The organism is Micromonospora sp. NPDC047753 (assembly GCF_040642735.1).
Lineage (GTDB): Bacteria > Actinomycetota > Actinomycetes > Mycobacteriales > Micromonosporaceae > Micromonospora.
This window is the reverse complement of record NZ_JBEYSL010000082.1, coordinates 1-17,576: the sequence shown is the minus strand read 5'-3', so window position 1 is coordinate 17,576 and position 17,576 is coordinate 1. Positions and strand designations below refer to the sequence as shown.

Genomic DNA, 17,576 nt, shown 5'->3' with positions numbered 1-17,576 from the left:
GGGCCACCGCCGGCAGCGACCGCATCAGGTACGACAGGTAGACCGTCCGGAAGACCGGGTTGACCGGGGTGCTGAACCGCCCGACCGGGGAGCGCATCTCCGAGCGGGCCGGCATCTCGCTGCGCACCCTCTGGACCAACTTCAAGGACATGGAGACGCTCTTCGAGGCCAGCGGCGCGGAGGTGCTCCGCCAGCAGGACGCCGCCCACCGGCCGATCTCACCCGGGCTGCCGTTGGCGAAGCGGGTCGACGCGTACTGCCGGCAGCGGGCCCGGCTGCTCCAGCTCATCGCGCCGTCGGCGCGGGCCGCCCAGATGCGTGAGCCGGTCTCCGAACAGCTGCACCGCAACCGTCTCAAGCACATCGAACGGGTCCGCGACGAGGTCGAGGAACTCTTCGCCGTCGAGTTGGCCGAGGCCGGGGCGGGGCGGGAGCAGTTGCTCAACGCCCTGGTCGTGGCGAGCACCTGGCAGGCCTGGTCGATGCTGCGCTACGGGCTCGGTCTCGGCGTGGACCAGGCCCGCGCGGTGATGGCCCGGACCGTGGGCGCTCTGCTGGCCGAGGTCGTGCCCGACTGATTCCGGCCCGGCCCGATATCGCCCCCTCTTTCCATTCGGTTTCCGATGGGTAACACTGACAGGCATGGTTACTGCATCAAGAGTGCAACTAACCGTGCTGCGTGGCCGGGACGACGAGTGCCGGGCTGTCCGGAGCCTGCTCGACGGCATGACCAACGCCGGCGGTGCCCTGCTGTTGCGCGGGGAGCCCGGATCGGGCCGGACGGCGCTTCTCGGCTACGCCCATCGACACGCCGAGGGTGGCTGCACAGTGCTCGCCGGCAGCGGGCTCGCCGAGGAGGCTGCCCTGCCGTACGCCGGCCTGCAACGTCTGGTCGACCCGGTGCTCGACCGGGCCGCCGCGCTCCCTTACGAGCAGCGCCATCTGCTGCGGCGCGCGCTGGCCGGGGAGAGCTGCCCGGCCGACCGGCAGTTGACCCTGTCGATGGCGGTGCTCGGGCTGCTCAGCGCCGCCGCCCGGGACCGGCCGTTGCTCGCCACGATGGACGACATCGACCGAGGTGACCCGCAGACCGCGCAGGTGCTGGCGTTCGTGGCCCGCCGACTGAGGCACCTGCCGCTCGCCGTCCTGCTCACCGCCGACGTCACCGCCAACCTCGACGGGATACCGGCACACCGACTGCGCGCGCTGACCGAGCACGAGAGCCGCGCCGTCCTCACCGATCGACTCGATCGGCTGGCCGCGCGCGAGAGCGTCGACCGGCTTCCCGACCGGCCGGCCGCGTCGGCACTGACCGCGTTGGCCACGGTCGGCGGCGGCAACCCGCAGGCGCTGGTGGACCTCGCCGAGGTGCTCACCGCCGGGCAGTGGCGGGGCGAGGAGTCGCTGCCCGCCGCGCCACCGGCGGACGGAGCGCTGGGTCGCGCGTACCGTGCCCGGCTGGACCGGCTGCCCCCGGAGACCCGACGGGTGCTGTTGCTCGCCGCGCTCGATGAGGACGGCGAGCCGGGCACCCTGATCCGGGCCGCGGCGGCCGCGGGCGCCGAGGTCGAGGCGCTCGCCCCGGCGGAGGTCGCCGGCCTGGTCCGCGTCGAGCAACGCGGCGTCACCTTCCCGCAGCCGCTGGTGCGCACGATGATCGCGGCCAGCGCGCCGCTCGCGGAGCGCCGCGCGGCGCACCGACTGCTCGCCGAGGTGCTGGTCGCGGACGGGCAACGGCTGCGCCGGGCGATGCACCTCGCCGCCGCGACCGCGGGTGCCGATCCGGCCCTCGCCGCCGAGTTGGAACAGGCGGCGGTCGGCGGATCCGACGGCTGGGCCGCCGCCTCGGTGGCCCTGCGGTGGGCCGCCGAACTGAGCGACCATCCGACGCTGACCGCCACCCGTCTGTTGGCCGCAGCCCGGTACGCCTGGGCCGGGGGACAACCCGACGAGGCCCGGCTGCTGCTCGACCGCCTCCGCGCGGTGGGCGTCGACCCGGTCGTTCGGGGCCGCGCCGACCTGCTCCGCGGCGAGCTGGAACTGCGCTGCGGCACCGCCTCGAGTGCGTCGGCCACACTGCTGGCCGCCACCGCGGCGGTGGCCGGCACCGACCGTGCCCTCGCGTTGACCGGGCTGGTACGCGCCGGCGAGGCGGTCTGCTTCACCGGCGACCAGTACCGCTACGCCGAGGTCGGACGGCGGGCGCTGGCGTTACGGCGCCCGGGCGACCCGCCGGCCCTGGAGGTCATGGGCTGTCTGATCGCCGGGGTGGCGGCGACCCTGCGGGGCGACCACGAGCGGGCCGGGCCCGCGCTGCGCCGCGCCGTGGTGCTGGGTGACCGGCTGACCGGTTCGGCGTTGACCCCCACCGCGCTCAGCTGCGCCGCGGCGGCCGGACTGCTGGTGGCCGTGGACGGCGCGGCCCACCGGCTCGCCGAACGCGCGGTCGAGCTGGCCCGGGAACGGGGTGAGCTGTCCATGCTGTCGCGGGCGTTGGAGCTGCGGGCGGTCGCCGAGTACTGGTTGGGCCGACACGAGGCGGCGGCGGAGACCTCCCGCGACGGGCTGCGCGTCGCCCGGGCCACCGGGCAGGTCAACTGCGCCAACGTCCACCTGGGCATGCTCGCCGTCCTCGCCGCGATCCGGGCCGATCGGGAGACCAGCCTGCGGCGGATCCGTGAGATCGGCGAGTCGCCGACCCCGGGCAGCCGCCCGCACGCGCTCGCCGCGTGGGCCCTGGCGGTGCTCGACCTGGTGGACGGCCGGCACGCCGAGGCGGCGGACCGGTTGGCGTCGCTGTCCCGGCTCGGCACGCGCCGAGGTCAGGTCCTCGTGCAGGTGATGGCCACTCCGTACCTGGTGGAGGCGGCGGCGCACCTGGCGCACCGGCCGGCGGCGACGGTCGCGCTCGCCGCGTTCGACAGGTGGGCCAGCAGCACCGCGAGCCCGTTGCGCCGGGCCCTGTCCGCGCGGTGCCACGCACTGCTCGCCCCTCGGGGCGGCACCGACGCGGAACGGGACTTCGAGGCGGCGCTGCGCCTGCACCCCACCGAGGCCGGCACGTTCGAGCGGGCCCGCACCGAACTGCTCTTCGGTCAGGAGTTGCGCCGCAGTCGACGCCCTCGCGACGCGCGGACGCACCTGCACCAGGCCCGCGAGATGTTCAGTCTGCTCGGGGTGGAGTGCTGGGCCGAGCAGGCCACCACGGAGCTGCGGGCGGCCGGGGAGTCGATCGGTCCGCCGGACCTGCCCGCGGCGCGGTTGTTGACCGGCCAGCAACTGCGGATCGCCGAGTTGGTCGCCGAGGGCGCCACCAACCGGGAGATCGCCGCCCGGATGTTCCTCTCCACCCGTACGGTCGACCACCACCTGCGCAACGTGTTCCACCGGCTGGGTATCCGTTCGCGGACCGAGCTGGCCCGTGCGTTCACGGCCGAACGGCACGTCGGTCTGAGCTCCGACCGGTGAACGCCCGGTCTGGACGCGTTTAACTATCACCGCTAGTTTGTGCGTCATGGACCTCACCCTCTCCGCCGAGCAGGCGGCGGTCCGCCAGTTGGCCGCCGAGTTTGCCGACCGCGAGCTGCTACCGCACGCAGCCGCCTGGGACCGCCGCGAATCGGTCGACCCCGCCATCGTCGGCATGCTCGGTGACCTGGGCTTCCTGGGACTGACCATCGCCGAGGCCGACGGCGGTTCCGGCGGCGACCACCTCGCGTACTGCCTGGTCCTGGAGGAACTGGGCCGGGGAGACTCGGCGGTGCGTGGCATCGTCTCGGTCTCCCTCGGCCTGGTCGCGAAGTCGATCGCCGCACACGGGAGCGCGGAGCAGCGGGCCGAGTGGTTACCAGGGCTCTGCGCCGGCACCGCACTCGGCTGCTTCGCGCTGACCGAGCCGGACAGCGGCTCGGACGCGGCCGCACTGCGCACCCGTGCGGTCCGCGACGGCACCGACTGGTTGCTCACCGGCACGAAGATGTTCATCACCAACGGCACCACCGCCGACGTCGCGCTGGTCTTCGCCCGCACCGGCGGCCCCGGGCACCGAGGAATCACCGCGTTCCTGGTGCCCACCGACAGCCCGGGGCTGACCCGGCGGGAGATCCACGGCAAGCTCGGTCTGCGCGGTCAGGCCACCGGCGAGCTGGGCTTCGACGAGGTGCGTGTGCCCGACACGGCCCGTCTCGGCGCCGAAGGCGCCGGATTCCGGCTGGCCCTGGCCACCCTCGCCAAGGGCCGGATGTCGGTGGCCGCCGGGTGCGTCGGCATCGCGCAGGGCTGCCTCGACGCGGCGGTCGGTTACGCCGGGCAGCGCACCCAGTTCGGCAAGCCGATCGCCGGGCACCAGCTCGTCCAACAACTGCTCGCCGCCATCGCTGTGGACACCGCCGCCGCCCGGCTGCTGGTGTGGCAGGTGGCCGACCTGATCGACAGTGACCAGCCGTTCGCCACCGAGGCGTCGATGGCCAAGCTCTTCGCCAGTGAGGCCGCCGTCCGCGCGGCCAACAACGCGGTCCAGGTCTTCGGTGGGTACGGCTACATCGACGAGTATCCGGTCGGCAAGTATCTGCGCGACGCCCGGGTCGCCACGCTCTACGAGGGCACCAGTCAGATTCAGCAACTCCTCATCGGACGCGCGCTCACCGGCGTCAACGCCTTCTAGTACCTGTAGGGAGATCCGGCATGAGAGTGTTCACCTCGTTCGAGGAGCTGGCCGCCGCGACCGGCGAGAGCCTCGGGCCCGGTCCGTGGCAGCGCGTCGAGCAGAGCCGCGTCGACCTCTTCGCCGACGCCACCGACGACCACCAGTGGATCCATCTCGACCCGGTCCGAGCCGCGGCGGGGCCGTTCGGCGGGACGATCGCCCACGGGTACCTCACCCTGTCGCTGTTGCCGGCGTTGGCGGGCGGGCTCTACCGGGTCGAGGGGGTGGCGATGGGCGTCAACTACGGGTTGAACCGGGTGCGCTTCCCCGCGCCGCTGCGGGTCGGCGCCGCCGTACGGGCCACCGCCACCATCGCCGACGTGTCGCCGGTCAGCGGCGGTGTGCAGCTGGTCGTGACGGTCACCGTGGAGAGCGACAGCGGCGGCAAGCCCGTCTGCGTGGCCGAGACCGTGAGCCGGCTCTACGGCCCTGCGCAGCAGTGACCGCTCGACAGCGCGTCGACGGTCGTCGGCGCGGTGCCGAGCCGGTGTGACCCGGCACCGCGACGGTTGGTGTCAGGCGAGCGTGCAGGCGGTGCCGTTGAGGGTGAATGCGGCCGGCCGACCGGTGCCACCCGTGTGGGTGGCCTGGAAGCCGATGTCGACCGAGGTGTTCGGCGCGATCGTCGCGTTGTAGGAGACGTTTCGGGCGGTCACCGCTCCGCTGGACGGGGAGTAGGTGGCGTTCCACCCGCTGGTGATGCTCTGCCCACTGGGCAGCGTGAACGCCAGACTCCAACCGTTCACCGGCGTGCTGCTGGTGTTGGTCACCGAGACCGACGCGGTGAGACCGCTGTTCCAGGCGTTGATCGTGTACGAGACGCGGCAGTCACCGGACGGCGGCGGCGTGGTCGGCGGGGGAGTGGTCGGTGGGGGAGTGGTCGGCGGGGGCGTGGTCGGAGGCGTGTCGCCCCCGATGCTGCCGGGCACCATACGGAGAGCGTCGTACCAGGCGGCGGCCATCTTGCGGTAGCCGGTGGCGTTCGGGTGCACCCCGTCGGCCAGGTCGCTGAGCGTCAGTGCGCGGTACATGTCGACAAGGTGTACGCGTTTGCCGGCGGCGGCCCGGCTCTGCACGATCCCGGGGATCGCGGCGTTGTAGCCCCGGACCTGGTTGTCCGCGCCGGACTTCGGGATGATCGTCGCGACGAACACGTCGGCGTTCGGGGCGGTGTTGGTGATCCGGTCGACGAGAGTGGCCAGCCGGGACGGGGCCCCGGACGTGTCGCCGTACATGTCGTTGGTGCCGATGTGCAGCAGCACGGTCCGCGGATTCGTGGCCCGCAACCAGTTCACCACGTTGGCGTCGATCTGGGCGATCGTCCAGCCGGAGTGGCCCTGGTGGTCGTGGTCGCCGAGGCTGGCTGGTCCGTTGAACTGGGAGCCGACGAAGTCGATCCGGTAACCACCGGACGTGAACCGCTGCCACAACTCGATCCGGTAACCGCCGGGGACGTTGAATCCGTCGGTGATCGAGTCGCCGAGCGGCATCACGCGGACGCCGCCGTTGGACTCCGCGTTGGCGGGAGTGGTCGCGATCGGCACGGCGGCGACAATGGCGGCGACGGCGGCCAGGGCCGTCCACCATCGACGAGCCCGCCGGGGCCTCGACGTCGGTGCGTTGCCGGTCGGTGCGAGAGGGACGGGTTGCACGAGCGTTGGACTGCGCATGGGACTTCCTCTGGTGGGGGTGCGCGACATCAGCGGCCACCGGGGAGACGGCTGCCGTCATGACGCGGTACGCGGAGGTGGGGTGCGCGGCACGACCAACAACCCGGACGTCTGCACTGGCGGTCGTGGCGGTGTACGGCGGGCACCGGCCGTCGAGGATCTGGCGGGTCGGACCGGGAAGCCGTGGCGGAGGTGTGCCCTGCACCTCGCCTGACGCACCATAGCGTGTTATCGCTAACACCGGCAACGCATCAGCATCCGACGATGCCTCAGGCCTTCAGGCCCGCGCTGGCTGGAGGACCGCGCCCAGCCAGCGCAGCTGACGCCGCACGTGCACGGCCTCGCCGCCCTCATGGCCGTTGAACGGGTAGACGTGCATCTCCCGCTCGGGCGGGACCGGCCTCCCGTTCGCGGTGCCGTAGTGGTTGTAGGCGGCGAAGGCGGTTCGCGGTGGGCAGACGGTGTCGCGTCCGCCGACGCCGAAGTGCGCCGGGGCAGTCGCCCGACGCGCGAAGTTCACCCCGTCGACATAGGACAGCGTGCGCCACACCGCCTCCTGGGCCTCCCGGTTCACCGCCAGGTACCGGGCTATCTCGCCGTACGGCGCGAGGTCGGTGAGCGCGACGGCCCGGCGCATGTCGCACAGGAACGGGGCGGTGGTCAGCACCGCGCTGAGATCCTCGACGAGACCCGCCACCGCCAGGGCGATGCCGCCACCCTGGCTGTTGCCGACCACGGTGACCCGGTCACCCTCGACCCCCGGCAGCGAGCGGACCGCCTCGACCGCCCGCACCGCGTCGGTTATCAGGCGGCGGTAGTGGTAGGTGCGCGGATCGAGGATCCCCCAGGTGGTCGGCCAGGGCCCGCCGGGCGCGCCGTGCGGGTCGCTGGTGTCCCCGGCGCCGTGCTGCCCCGCCTGTCCCCGGTTGTCCATCAGCAGGTGCGCGTACCCGGCCACCGCCCAGGTCGGGCGTTCGTGGGGCAGACCGCGTCCGCGCCCGTAGCCGGCGTACTCGACCACGGCCGGCAGCGGTTCGCTGACCCCGGCCGGGCGGGTGTACCAGGCGCGGACCGGGTCACCAGCGAAGCCGGCGAACGTGACGTCCCAGGAGTCGAGCAGCCGCAGGTCGGTGGGTTCGGGGCGGACGTCGACGAGCACCGGTACGGCTGCCGCCCCGGTGAGCGTGTCCCGCCAGAATTCGTCGAAGTCGTCGGGTTCGGCGACCTCGGGTGCGTACCGCTGGAGGTCGTCGACGGTGGAGGCGGTGTGGGGCACGGGTCCTCGCAGGGGCCGGGGTCAGTGCGGATGGGCGGGGGGCGCGGTGCTCTCCCGGAGGACCAACTCGGTCACCAGGTCGATCCGGCTGGTCGCCGGCTCGTTCCCCCTGGTCAGGTCGAGCAACATCTGGGTGGCGATGCCGGCCATGTCGCGCAACGGCTGGTTGATCGTGGTGAGCGCCGGGTCGGTCCAGGCGGAGACCGGCAGGTTGTCGTACCCGATCACCGAGAGGTCCTCGGGCACTCGCAGGCCGCACTGACGGGCGGCCCGGAGCACCCCCATGGCCTGGATGTCCGACCCGGCGAAGATCGCCGTGGGTCGGTCCGGCCGCTGGAGCAGTTGCAGCCCGTGGGCGTGCCCCGCTCCGGCGGAGAAACTGCCGTAGCGGATCAGCTCGCGATCGACCACGATCCCGGCTTCGTCGTGGGCCGACTGGAAGCCGGCCGCGCGGGCTCGACTGCACAGCACGTCGGGTGGCCCGGAGATGATGGCGATCCGTCGGTGCCCCAGCTCCAGCAGGTGCCGGGCGGCGAGCAGGCCGCCGTTCCAGTTGTTCGACCCGACGGTCGGCACTGAGGCCGAGGTGGCGCTGTCGGTGTCGACGACGACGAACGGAATGCCCTGCCGGCGCAGGTGCTGCTGTTGGGCCTCGGCCAGGTGGGAGAGGACGAACACCACGCCCAGAGGGCGGTCGGCGAGTAACGCCTCCAACCATCGTGCCGGCGGGCGGTGCGCGCCGTCGAGCTGGGCGATCGACAGCCCGATGCCGGCCGCGGAGGTCACCGCCTCGACGCCCCGCAGGATCTCCATCGCCCAACCCGTGTCGAACTCGTGGAACACGAGGTCCACCCGGCCGCCGCTGGTCGCCTGTCGCCGGGCGCGGCGCTGGTACTGGTGGCGGTCGAGGCTCGCCTCCACCCGGGCTCTGGTGCCGGGGGCGACATCGCCGCGTCCGTTGAGGACCTTGGACACGGTCGCGACCGAGACGCCGACATCGTTGGCGATGGTCGCGATGGTGGTGGAGGCGGGTGGGTCGAGCGGGCGGTGCTCTGTCATCGCGGCCTCATACAACATCCGAAAGTTTCGGGCGACCTTAACATGATGGGACATTCACGCCAGTAGTTGCCGCACTCGGACTGCGCATTGGCCGGACATCGCGCGGCTCGTCGGCAACGGAACGCCGATCGTGGGCTCGCCGTGTGCAGGAAACATCCCCTGGTAGTCCGATTGGGACACTTGACAGGCATCGATGGGACACTTAGGTTGCCGAAAAGGTTACGCAGGTTTCCGGAAAGTTTCGGATCGTGAGAAACGTCCGCCACGGAACTGGTTCCACCAGGGCACGGGGATGTGGCCGGAGCTAAGGGGTCAGGGCATGAGAAGTCAGTCGCTCGGAGACGGCGGCGCCGCGCCGTGGCGTGATCAGCGGCTGTCGCCGACCGAGCGTGCCGACGCGCTCCTGCCGAAGATGTCCCTCGAAGAGAAGATCGCCCAGCTCGTCGGGGTCTGGGTCGGCGCCGACGCCAGCGGCGAGGGCGTCGCACCGCACCAGTCGGACATGATCAGCGAGTTGCCGCCGTGGAGCACTGTCATCCAGTACGGGTTGGGCCAGCTGACCCGTCCGTTCGGCACCGCCCCGGTCGACCCGGTGTTCGGCGCCCGGTCACTGGCGGCCTCGCAGGCGCAGATCGTGGCCGCCAGTCGGTTCGGCATTCCGGCGCAGGTGCACGAGGAGTGCCTCACCGGGTTCGCGGCGTGGCGGGCCACCGTCTACCCGACTCCGCTGAGCTGGGGCGCGTCCTTCGACCCCGAACTGGTCGAGGCGATGGCCGACCGGATCGGGCGGTCGATGCGGGCCGCCGGTGTGCACCAGGGCCTCGCCCCGGTGCTGGACGTCACCCGGGACTACCGCTGGGGTCGTACCGAGGAGACCATCGGCGAGGACCCCTACCTGGTCGGGACGACAGGTGCCGCCTACGTGCGGGGCCTGGAGCGGGCCGGTGTGGTGGCCACGCTGAAACACTTCGCCGGCTACTCCGCCTCCCGAGGCGGACGCAACCTCGCGCCGGTGCCGATGGGTCGCCGCGAGCTGGCCGACGTCATCCTGCCGCCGTTCGAGATGGCGCTGCGTCTCGGCGGCGCCCGCTCGGTGATGAACTCCTACGCCGAGATCGACGGCCTGCCCGTCGCGGCCGACCGTGGGCTGCTGACCGGGTTGTTGCGGGACGAGTGGGGCTTCACCGGCACAGTGGTGGCCGACTACTTCGCCGTACGGTTCCTGCAGACCCTGCACGGAGTCGCCGAGGATGCCGCCGAGGCGGCCCGGCTCGCCCTGCGGGCCGGGATCGACGTCGAGCTGCCCACAGTGGACGCCGAGCACCTGGCATCGCTGGATCGGCGGGTCCTCCGATGACCGGGCTGGCCGCCCGCCTACTGCGGCACCGCGCCGGCCCCTCCGCCGCGACCCTGCTGGCCCTGATCGCCGGCGTGCTGATCCTGGTGGCGATGGGCACCCTCGTCGAGTCCGGGCTGCGGTTCCGCCCGGAGCCACGGCTCTGGGCCACCGCCGACGTGGTCGTCGCCAACCGCACGATCACCCACACGTTCGAGGAGTTCGATGGCGAGACGAGCACCGTCACGCTGCCCGAGGGTGGCACGGTGGACGCCTCCCTGGTGGATCAGATCCGCCAGGTGCCGGGCGTCGCGGCCGTCAGCGGCGACGAAGGGGTGCTGATCGGCTCACCCGCTGCCGTGGGACACGGCTGGGACACGTACGCCTTCACCGGTCGTCCCATCGCCGCGGGTGCCGCGCCACGGGCCGACGACGAGGTGCTTGTCGACACCCGTCTCGGCGTGGCGCCCGGCGACCGCATCGACCTGGTCGTCGGCGGGGTCGGGCGGTCGTACCGGGTGAGCGGAACCGCCGAGACCGGTTCGGCGGCGGTGTTCTTCACCGACGCGCAGGCCGCCCGGTTGTCAGCCCACCCGGGCCGGGTGGATGCGATCGGCGTGCGGATGGCGCCCGGCGCGGACCTGGGCGCGGTACGCGAGATCGCGTCGGCGGCCGGCGCCACGACGTACGTCGGGAGAGACCGTGGGAACGTCGAGCAGTCGGAGAACCAGGCCGCCCGGACGTTGCTGGTCGAGGCCGGATCGGCTTTCGGGGGGTACGTCGTCCTGCTGATCGTCTTCGTGGTGGCCGGCACCATCGGGCTGTCCGTCCGGCACCGTCGACGTGACCTGGCGTTGCTGCGCGCGGTTGCGGCCACGCCGGGGCAGGTGCGCCGCATGCTGCTCGCCGAGGCCGCGCTGCTCGCTCTGCTCGGCTCCGCGATCGGCGGCCCGGCCGGCCTGCTGGCGGCCCGCTGGGTGCACGGCGAACTGGTCGGGCGGGGGTTCGTGCCGGCCAGCTTCCCGATGACCGGCGGCCTGTTCGCGGTGCCGGCCGCGGTCGGTACGGCGGTCCTCGTGGCGGTGCTCGCCGCGTTGGTCGCCGCGCGCCGGGTCACCGGGATCAAGCCGATCGAGGCGCTCGGGGAGATCGCTGTCGAGCCTCGGCGTAGCGGCCGGGTGCGGCTGATCGCCGGCGCGCTGACGCTGGCGGCGGCCGGCACCTCGGGGGCGTTCACGCTCGGTGCCGCCGGGTCGACCGGAGCACTGGCCGGCGCGGTCGGCATGCTGTATCTGTTCGTCATCGCGGTGGCGCTGCTCGCACCGAGGATCAACGCGTGGGCGGCACGCCTGCTCACACCGTTGTTGCCACGGGTGTGGCGGGTCAGCGGCTACCTGGCTGCGGCCAATCTGCGGGCCAACGCGCAGGGCATGGCGACCGTCCTGACCGTCCTCGTGCTGTCCGTGGGGTTCGGCGGCTCGGTCTGGTTCCTGCAGACCAACCTGGAACAGCAGACCACCACGCAGAGCAGTGCGGGAATCCTCGCCGAGCGGGTGCTTGTCGCTCCGGGAGGACTGCCCGCGGACGCTGCACGGGAGATCCGCGAGTTGGCCGGGGTGCAGGCGGCCACCGGTGTGCGCCGTACGCAGGTGCTGGTGCGGACGCTCGACGGAATCGCGGTCAGCGCGCAGTCGGTCGACCCGGCGGGCATCACGTCGACGATGGACCTCGCCGTGCGCGAGGGCAACCTGGCCGACCTACGGGCAGGCACGGTCGCCCTGTCGGCGATGCAGGCGTCCTCATCCGGCTGGGACGTCGGCGACCAGGCGGAACTCTGGCTGGGCGACGGCACCCCGGTCACGTTGGACGTCATCGCGATCTACGGCCGTGGCCTCGGCTTCGGCGACGTCACCCTGGCTGCCGAGACGGTCGCCGGGCACACGGCCGGGAATACCAGCGACGAGGTCCTGGTCCGCGCCGGCCCGGAGGCCGACACCGCGTTGGCCACGTGGTCGGCTGGGCATCCGGGCACCGAGGTACTCGACGCCGCCGCCCGTACGCGCCTGGTCAGCACCGACCTGGCGCTCGGCGCCTGGCTGAACCGGCTGCTGATCGGCGTGATGGTGGGGTACGCGGCCCTGGCCGCGGCGACCACGATGGTGATGGCCGCACTGGCCCGCCGCCGCGAGTTGGCGTTGCTCCAACTGGTCGGGGTCACCCGCGGTCAGATCCGGAGGATGGTCCAGGCCGAACAGGCCGGACTGCTCGGCACCGCGGTACTGATCGGCGCGACGATAGCGGCGCTGACCCTGAGCGCGATCGTCAACGGACTGACCGGCAGCCCGATCCCGTACGTTCCGCCGCTCGGTTGGGTGGCGGTGCTCGGCGGCACGACGCTGCTGGCGCTGGCGACCACCGTGTGGCCGGTTCGACGGCTGCTCAGCGCCCCTCCCATCGACAACATCGGTGTGAAGGAGTAGACGTCCGGACGCGGGAGTGACGACGGGCCATCTGACCGACTCGCGGCGGCTGGTCGCCTTCGACGAGGCTGTTGTCCGCTAACGGAGCACGTGGGTCGTCACTCCCGGTCTATCCTCTTGCCGGGGTCAGGCCAGCGACGGGAAGACAACCCACCCGTGTCCCTGAGCGACATCGAGGTGTGAGATGCCGTATCTGAGTCCGGTCGCAGTGCAACGTGTCGAGGGCCTCGCCGCCGCGGCTCTGGCCGTCGTCGTGACCGTCACCGCCGGGTACCCGTGGTGGTCGCTGCTTGCCCTCTTCCTCGTCTTCGACCTGTCCATGCTCGGCTACCTGCGGGGGCCACGCCTCGGGGCCTTCTGCTACAACCTGGCGCACTCCTACACGCTGCCGGCTGCGCTGGGCGCGGTAGCCGTGGCCGCGGCCGGGTTCGGCAGCGAGATCGGCTGGCTCGGCATCCTGGCCCTTGCCTGGGTGTTTCACATCGCCGTCGATCGCGGCCTCGGCTACGGCCTCAAGACGGCCGAAGGATTCGAGCACACCCACCTCGGCTTGATCGGCAAGGCCAGAGGACGAAACCCGCTCTGACGGACATCCGGGATCAGGGGCCCTGCTTCAGTCCTCGTCCTGCCACCTGCGCTCCCGCTGGCGCGGGAGCGGTTGCTCCGCGCCGCTGTCGAGGCCGGCCACGGCGCGTTACCTCCGTCACTCCACTTGGCATCCGGAACCTCGTTCCGTATGTTGATTACCGGAACACCGCTCCGGTTGGCGGGCACACTGAACCGGGCGGGCTGCCACCAAATCGTGGACGTTGACCGTCTGAAGGAGTAACAGTCATGCAGTACCGCACCTTGGGTCGCACTGGTGTGCAGGTCAGCACCCTCGTGCTCGGCGCAATGAACTTCGGCAGGATCGGCAACACCACCCAGGAGGACGTCGCCGCCATCGTCGACGGCGCGCTCGATGCGGGGATCAACCTCATCGACACCGCCGACGCCTACAGCGGTGGCCAGTCCGAGGAGATGGTCGGCAAGGCCATCGCGGGCCGCCGCGACGACGTCATCCTGGCCACCAAGGCGACGCTGCCGATGGGCGACGAGCGCAACCAGCGGGGCGGCTCGCGCCGCTGGCTGATCACCGCGCTCGAGAACAGCCTGCGCCGCCTCGGCGTCGACCACGTCGACCTCTACCAGATGCACCGGTGGGATCCGACGACCAGCGACGACGAGACACTGTCAGCGCTGACGGACCTGCAGCGCGCGGGCAAGATCCGCTACTTCGGCTCCTCGACCTTCCCTGCCTACCGCATCGTGCAGACGCAGTGGGCCGCCCGCGAGGGGCGTCTGAGCCGTTACGTGACCGAGCAGCCGAACTACTCGATCCTGCAGCGTGGCATCGAGACCCACGTGCTTCCCGCGACCCAGGAGTACGGCATGGGCGTGCTGGCCTGGAGCCCGCTGGCGTCGGGCTGGCTGTCCGGGGCGATCCGCGCCGACCAGGAGATCAGCACGAACCGCTCGGGCTTCATGCAGCACCGCTTCGACGTCAGCATCCCCGCCAACCGCGCCAAGCTCGACGCCGTCGAGCAGCTCGCGAAGGTTGCCGACGAGGCCGGCCTCAGCATGATCCAGCTCGCGCTCGGCTTCGTCACCGCGCACCCGGGCGTCACCAGCGCGATCATCGGTCCCCGTACGACGGACCACCTCAGCTCGCAGCTCGCCGCCGCGGACACGGTGCTCTCGGCCGACGTGCTGGATGCGATCGACGCGATCGTGGCTCCCGGCGTCGACCTCGCCGCCCACGAGAAGAACGACACCCCGCCCGCTCTGCTCGAGCCGGCGCTGCGCCGCCGCTGATCACTCGGCACGCCAGCGACCAGACGGCAGGCGGACGTACGCCTACGCGTCCGCCTGCCGCTGACCCGCCGCCCCGCCTGGGTCAGGTGGTGGATCAAGTGATTGCGGGGTGGTCGGCGATGGTGCCGGCCGCCGGCCGTGCCGGCCGTGATCCACCTCGCAGTACTTGCCTCTCACGTTGGCGTTAGGTTTTAGCGTGTTGGCATGCAGATCAACGGCTCAACAGCTCTCGTGACCGGTGCCAACCGCGGGCTCGGCAAGGCCTTCGCCGAGGCACTCCTCGCCCGCGGCGCCACCGTCTACGCGACCGCCCGTCGCGTGGAAAGCATCGACATCCCCGGTGCCGTCGCCCTCCAGATGGACATCACGGATCCAGCGTCCATCGAGGCCGCGGCAGGCAAGGTGGGCGACCTCAACATCCTCATCAACAACGCCGGCACCTCCACCGAAGCCCCGCTGCTCGGCCCCTCCCTGGAGAACATCCGCCACGACTTCGACACCAACTTCTGGGGCACCCTCAACGTCACCCGCACCTTCGCGCCGAGGCTGGCCGGTGGCGCCATCCTCAACGTCATCTCGGCGCTGAGCTGGTACACCTTCGCCCCCAGCAGCAACGGCTACGCCGCCTCCAAGGCCGCGGAGTGGTCCCTGACGAACGGCATCCGACTCGAGTTGGCCGGCCAGAAGACTCTGGTCACCGCCCTGGCGCTGGCGATCGCCGACACGGACATGATGGCCGGCATCGACATCCCCAAGCTCGCGCCCCACGAGGTGGTCAGCCAGGCTCTCGACGGACTGGAAGCGGGCAAGATCGAAGTCATCGCCGACAAGCCCACCGCCAACGTCAAGGCCTCCCTCTCAGGCGACCCCGCCCTCTTCTACGCCGACATCACCGGCAACCTCTTCGGGTGATGTCGCCAGCACTACGCCTACAGGCGTAACCGGCTTGGTCAAGAGGGCGCACGCCCCACGCGGCGGCCGGCTTCCGGTCCGGCCGGCCTCCGCCTGACCGCCGACGGGGATCCGCCGATGGTCGACGGCCGCCCGGTTCCGGCGTGCCGAGCCGCCGTGGCTGGCGCTGACGATTCCGGAGCCTACGGTCGACGGCCAACCCGGCCTGATCGCCCAGCAGGACGGCGTCACCGTGCCCCTGCACCGCGAAGGCCGATCGGTGATTGATCAGGCGATCGGCCATGCGAAATGCCCCACGGCGGCGACGGCGAGGACGAGGAAGACCGCGGGAAACGCGATGTTGTGGAACACCCGCGCGCGGACGTGAGCCAGGATCGCGCCGACGAAGAACAGGACGAGGCCGAGGGCTGCGGCCAATCCGAAGGGGCGTACGCCGAGAAGGCCGAGCACCAGACCGATGACGCCAGCCCCCTCGACCACCGCGAGGTAGGGGATCCACCGCGCGGACAGCCCAACCGCGGCGCAGTTGCGCGTCACGAAGTCTGACCTGATCGCCTTGGCGGTGACCTCGATGGCGTTGGCGAGGGCACAGAGGATGGTCGCGACGACCAGGACGCCCTTCAGTACGGCGATCATGACGCGCGCCGGCGCGATCGAGCAGTCGGTAAACTCATTGGTGCCTCCACGTGCGCGGGTTCATCAGGTTGTGGTCTCTCGCCCCTTCTGACGCCCGGCACGGATGAAAGGTGACCAGACGTGGAACTCGTCGAACACTTCGAGGCTTCGAGGGCCCGACTGATGTCGTTGGCCTATCGCATCGTCGGCTCGCACAACGATGCCGAAGACGCGGTGCAGGCCGTTTGGCTGCGCGCGCGATCGGCCGACCCGGCGCAACTGGTCAACCCCGAGGGCTGGCTCACCACGGTGACGGCGCGCCTGTGCCTCGACCAGCTTCGCGCCCGCCATCGCCGGCGCGAGGTCCCGCTCAAGGCCGATGACATCCCCGGCGAGCAGCTCGCGGCAGACGAGGCGTTCGTCCGTCGTGAGGAAGTCTCCCGGGCGCTGCTGGTCGTGCTCGACGAACTGTCTCCCCCGCAGCGGGTGGCCTACGTGCTGCATGACCTCTTCGCCGTCCCGTTCGACGAGATCGGGCCTGTGCTCGACACGACGGTGGCCGCGGCGAAGAAGCTCGCGAGTCGAGCGCGGATCCGGCTCAGGGACGCTCGTGCGGTCGACCTGCCGGGGTCCGCCCATCAGATGGAGATCATCGACGCGTTCCTCGCCGCGGCGCGTGGCGGCGACATCGCGCGGCTCGTCAGGCTCCTGGCGCCTGACGTCGTCCGCACGGCCGACCTCGGATTTCTCACCGACGGCGCCGCCCCTGTCGTCCGGGGTGCCTGGGCGGTCGCGAAGGAGACCAGGGCGTTCGTGGACCGCATCGCCTCCGCCGCCCCGGTCCTCGTTGACGGTTACCCGGGAGCGGTGATCGCGCCTGGTGGACATCCATTCGCGTTGATCCGGATCGGCGTCCACGAGGGCCTCGTCACGAGCATCGACATCACCCCCTACGAGCGCGGCACCGTGTCCCTCCCCGCTGCCTTGGGCGCGTAATTCTCAGTCCGCTCAGCGAGCGGAGTGATAGCTGGTGTCCACGTAGGCCATTGAGCCAGCCGAGAGCAGAGGCCATGCGGCCTCCTGCATACCATACCGTATGGTATGGTCAATCGATGAGGACACGTGATCTCTGGCTCGACGAGGGCGTCGTGGTATTGACCGACGAGGGACCGGCGGGCGTGCGGATCGACCGTCTGGCTGCCCGCCTCGGCCTGACGAAGGGGTCGTTCCATCACCACTTCACGGGGGTCGCCGACTACCACGCGGCGTTGCTGACTCATATCGAGCACGGACAGGTCACCCTGCTCGCTGGGCTGTCAGGTGAGCTCGCGACCGTCGATCCGGTCGACGCCCTGAGGGCCCTTCCCTCGCGGCTGGACGAACTGTTCAACGCCGAGCTGGATCGGGCCCTGCGGGCGTGGGCGATCGGGAACGACGGCGCGCGTGGCGTGGTCGAGCGCGTCGACAGCGCACGGCTCACTTTCCTCGAGACCCTCTGGAACCGCGCCGTGTCTGACCCGACCCGGGCGCGCGCCGCCGCCCTGCTGCCGCATCTTCTCCTGATCGGAGCGAACGCCATCCGTCCACCGCTGGACTCTGCCAGCCGACGCGCGGTGTTCGACCTACTACCAGACCTGATCCCCCATGTCTGACGTCCCGTTCGGGCACC

General features: G+C 71.4%; 15 protein-coding genes and 2 pseudogenes. 12 read left to right on the top strand and 5 right to left on the bottom strand.

Going from position 1 to position 17,576, the window contains the following annotated elements:
- Nucleotides 1–76 (bottom strand): annotated as a pseudogene (locus ABZ749_RS10195) (bifunctional demethylmenaquinone methyltransferase/2-methoxy-6-polyprenyl-1,4-benzoquinol methylase); the annotation flags it as partial.
- A gap of 73 nt (nt 77–149) precedes the next feature.
- Here ABZ749_RS10195 and ABZ749_RS10190 point away from each other — a divergent pair.
- The 4 genes from ABZ749_RS10190 (at nt 150) to ABZ749_RS10175 (ending at nt 5,148) form a co-directional block, all read left to right on the top strand.
- On the top strand, nt 150–578 hold the full coding sequence (locus tag ABZ749_RS10190; RefSeq protein ID WP_357225518.1) for a TetR/AcrR family transcriptional regulator: 429 nt from the start codon (nt 150–152) through the stop codon (nt 576–578).
- Nucleotides 579–660: 82 nt separating this feature from the next.
- The gene (locus ABZ749_RS10185) at nt 661–3,468 is read left to right on the top strand and encodes an AAA family ATPase (RefSeq protein WP_357225513.1); all 2,808 of its coding nucleotides are present in this window, start codon (nt 661–663) and stop codon (nt 3,466–3,468) included.
- 46 nt (nt 3,469–3,514) lie between these two features.
- Complete coding sequence (locus ABZ749_RS10180; protein WP_355006591.1) at nt 3,515–4,663, top strand: acyl-CoA dehydrogenase family protein; 1,149 nt, start codon at nt 3,515–3,517, stop codon at nt 4,661–4,663.
- Between the two features lie 20 nt (nt 4,664–4,683).
- Complete coding sequence (locus ABZ749_RS10175) at nt 4,684–5,148, top strand: MaoC family dehydratase (protein WP_357225509.1); 465 nt, start codon at nt 4,684–4,686, stop codon at nt 5,146–5,148.
- A 72-nt stretch (nt 5,149–5,220) separates the two neighbouring features.
- On the opposite strand, the gene ABZ749_RS10170 is transcribed toward ABZ749_RS10175, so the two are convergent.
- The gene (locus ABZ749_RS10170; protein WP_357225507.1) at nt 5,221–6,375 is read right to left on the bottom strand and encodes a cellulose binding domain-containing protein; all 1,155 of its coding nucleotides are present in this window, start codon (nt 6,373–6,375) and stop codon (nt 5,221–5,223) included.
- Here ABZ749_RS10170 and ABZ749_RS10165 point away from each other — a divergent pair.
- On the top strand, nt 6,374–6,589 hold the full coding sequence (locus tag ABZ749_RS10165; RefSeq protein WP_357225503.1) for a hypothetical protein: 216 nt from the start codon (nt 6,374–6,376) through the stop codon (nt 6,587–6,589). The two genes, ABZ749_RS10170 and ABZ749_RS10165, sit on opposite strands and share 2 nt — an antisense overlap.
- Before the next feature lie 63 nt (nt 6,590–6,652).
- Here the strand turns inward: ABZ749_RS10165 and ABZ749_RS10160 are convergent, their stop codons facing one another.
- Together ABZ749_RS10160 and ABZ749_RS10155 are read right to left on the bottom strand one after the other, a co-directional pair.
- Nucleotides 6,653–7,651 carry an acetylxylan esterase gene (locus ABZ749_RS10160; protein WP_357225499.1) on the bottom strand — a complete coding sequence of 333 codons (999 nt, stop codon included), beginning with the start codon at nt 7,649–7,651 and terminating at the stop codon, nt 6,653–6,655.
- Nucleotides 7,652–7,672: 21 nt separating this feature from the next.
- Nucleotides 7,673–8,710 carry a LacI family DNA-binding transcriptional regulator gene (locus ABZ749_RS10155; RefSeq protein WP_355006595.1) on the bottom strand — a complete coding sequence of 346 codons (1,038 nt, stop codon included), beginning with the start codon at nt 8,708–8,710 and terminating at the stop codon, nt 7,673–7,675.
- Between the two features lie 319 nt (nt 8,711–9,029).
- On the opposite strand from ABZ749_RS10155, the pseudogene ABZ749_RS10150 reads away from it, so the two are divergent.
- From ABZ749_RS10150 to ABZ749_RS10130, 5 genes and pseudogenes are all read left to right on the top strand, one after another.
- Nucleotides 9,030–10,028 (top strand): annotated as a pseudogene (locus tag ABZ749_RS10150) (glycoside hydrolase family 3 N-terminal domain-containing protein); the annotation flags it as partial.
- Between the two features lie 35 nt (nt 10,029–10,063).
- Nucleotides 10,064–12,526 carry an FtsX-like permease family protein gene (locus ABZ749_RS10145; RefSeq protein ID WP_357225495.1) on the top strand — a complete coding sequence of 821 codons (2,463 nt, stop codon included), beginning with the start codon at nt 10,064–10,066 and terminating at the stop codon, nt 12,524–12,526.
- 184 nt (nt 12,527–12,710) lie between these two features.
- Nucleotides 12,711–13,112 (top strand): DUF4260 domain-containing protein, encoded by a 402-nt coding sequence (locus ABZ749_RS10140; RefSeq protein WP_357225492.1) that lies wholly within the window; start codon nt 12,711–12,713, stop codon nt 13,110–13,112.
- A 248-nt stretch (nt 13,113–13,360) separates the two neighbouring features.
- Nucleotides 13,361–14,380: an aldo/keto reductase gene (locus tag ABZ749_RS10135; protein ID WP_357225488.1), complete on the top strand. Its 1,020-nt coding sequence runs from the start codon at nt 13,361–13,363 to the stop codon at nt 14,378–14,380.
- Nucleotides 14,381–14,584: 204 nt separating this feature from the next.
- Entirely contained in the window at nt 14,585–15,292 is a 708-nt protein-coding gene (locus tag ABZ749_RS10130) for an SDR family oxidoreductase (RefSeq protein WP_357225483.1), read from the top strand.
- Nucleotides 15,293–15,559: 267 nt separating this feature from the next.
- Here the strand turns inward: ABZ749_RS10130 and ABZ749_RS10125 are convergent, their stop codons facing one another.
- On the bottom strand, nt 15,560–15,928 hold the full coding sequence (locus ABZ749_RS10125) for a DoxX family protein (RefSeq protein ID WP_357225479.1): 369 nt from the start codon (nt 15,926–15,928) through the stop codon (nt 15,560–15,562).
- 120 nt (nt 15,929–16,048) lie between these two features.
- On the opposite strand from ABZ749_RS10125, the gene ABZ749_RS10120 reads away from it, so the two are divergent.
- Together ABZ749_RS10120 and ABZ749_RS10115 are read left to right on the top strand one after the other, a co-directional pair.
- Complete coding sequence (locus ABZ749_RS10120) at nt 16,049–16,903, top strand: sigma-70 family RNA polymerase sigma factor (RefSeq protein WP_357225474.1); 855 nt, start codon at nt 16,049–16,051, stop codon at nt 16,901–16,903.
- Between the two features lie 116 nt (nt 16,904–17,019).
- Nucleotides 17,020–17,559: a TetR family transcriptional regulator gene (locus tag ABZ749_RS10115; protein ID WP_357225471.1), complete on the top strand. Its 540-nt coding sequence runs from the start codon at nt 17,020–17,022 to the stop codon at nt 17,557–17,559.
- The last annotated feature ends 17 nt before the right edge of the window (nt 17,560–17,576 follow it).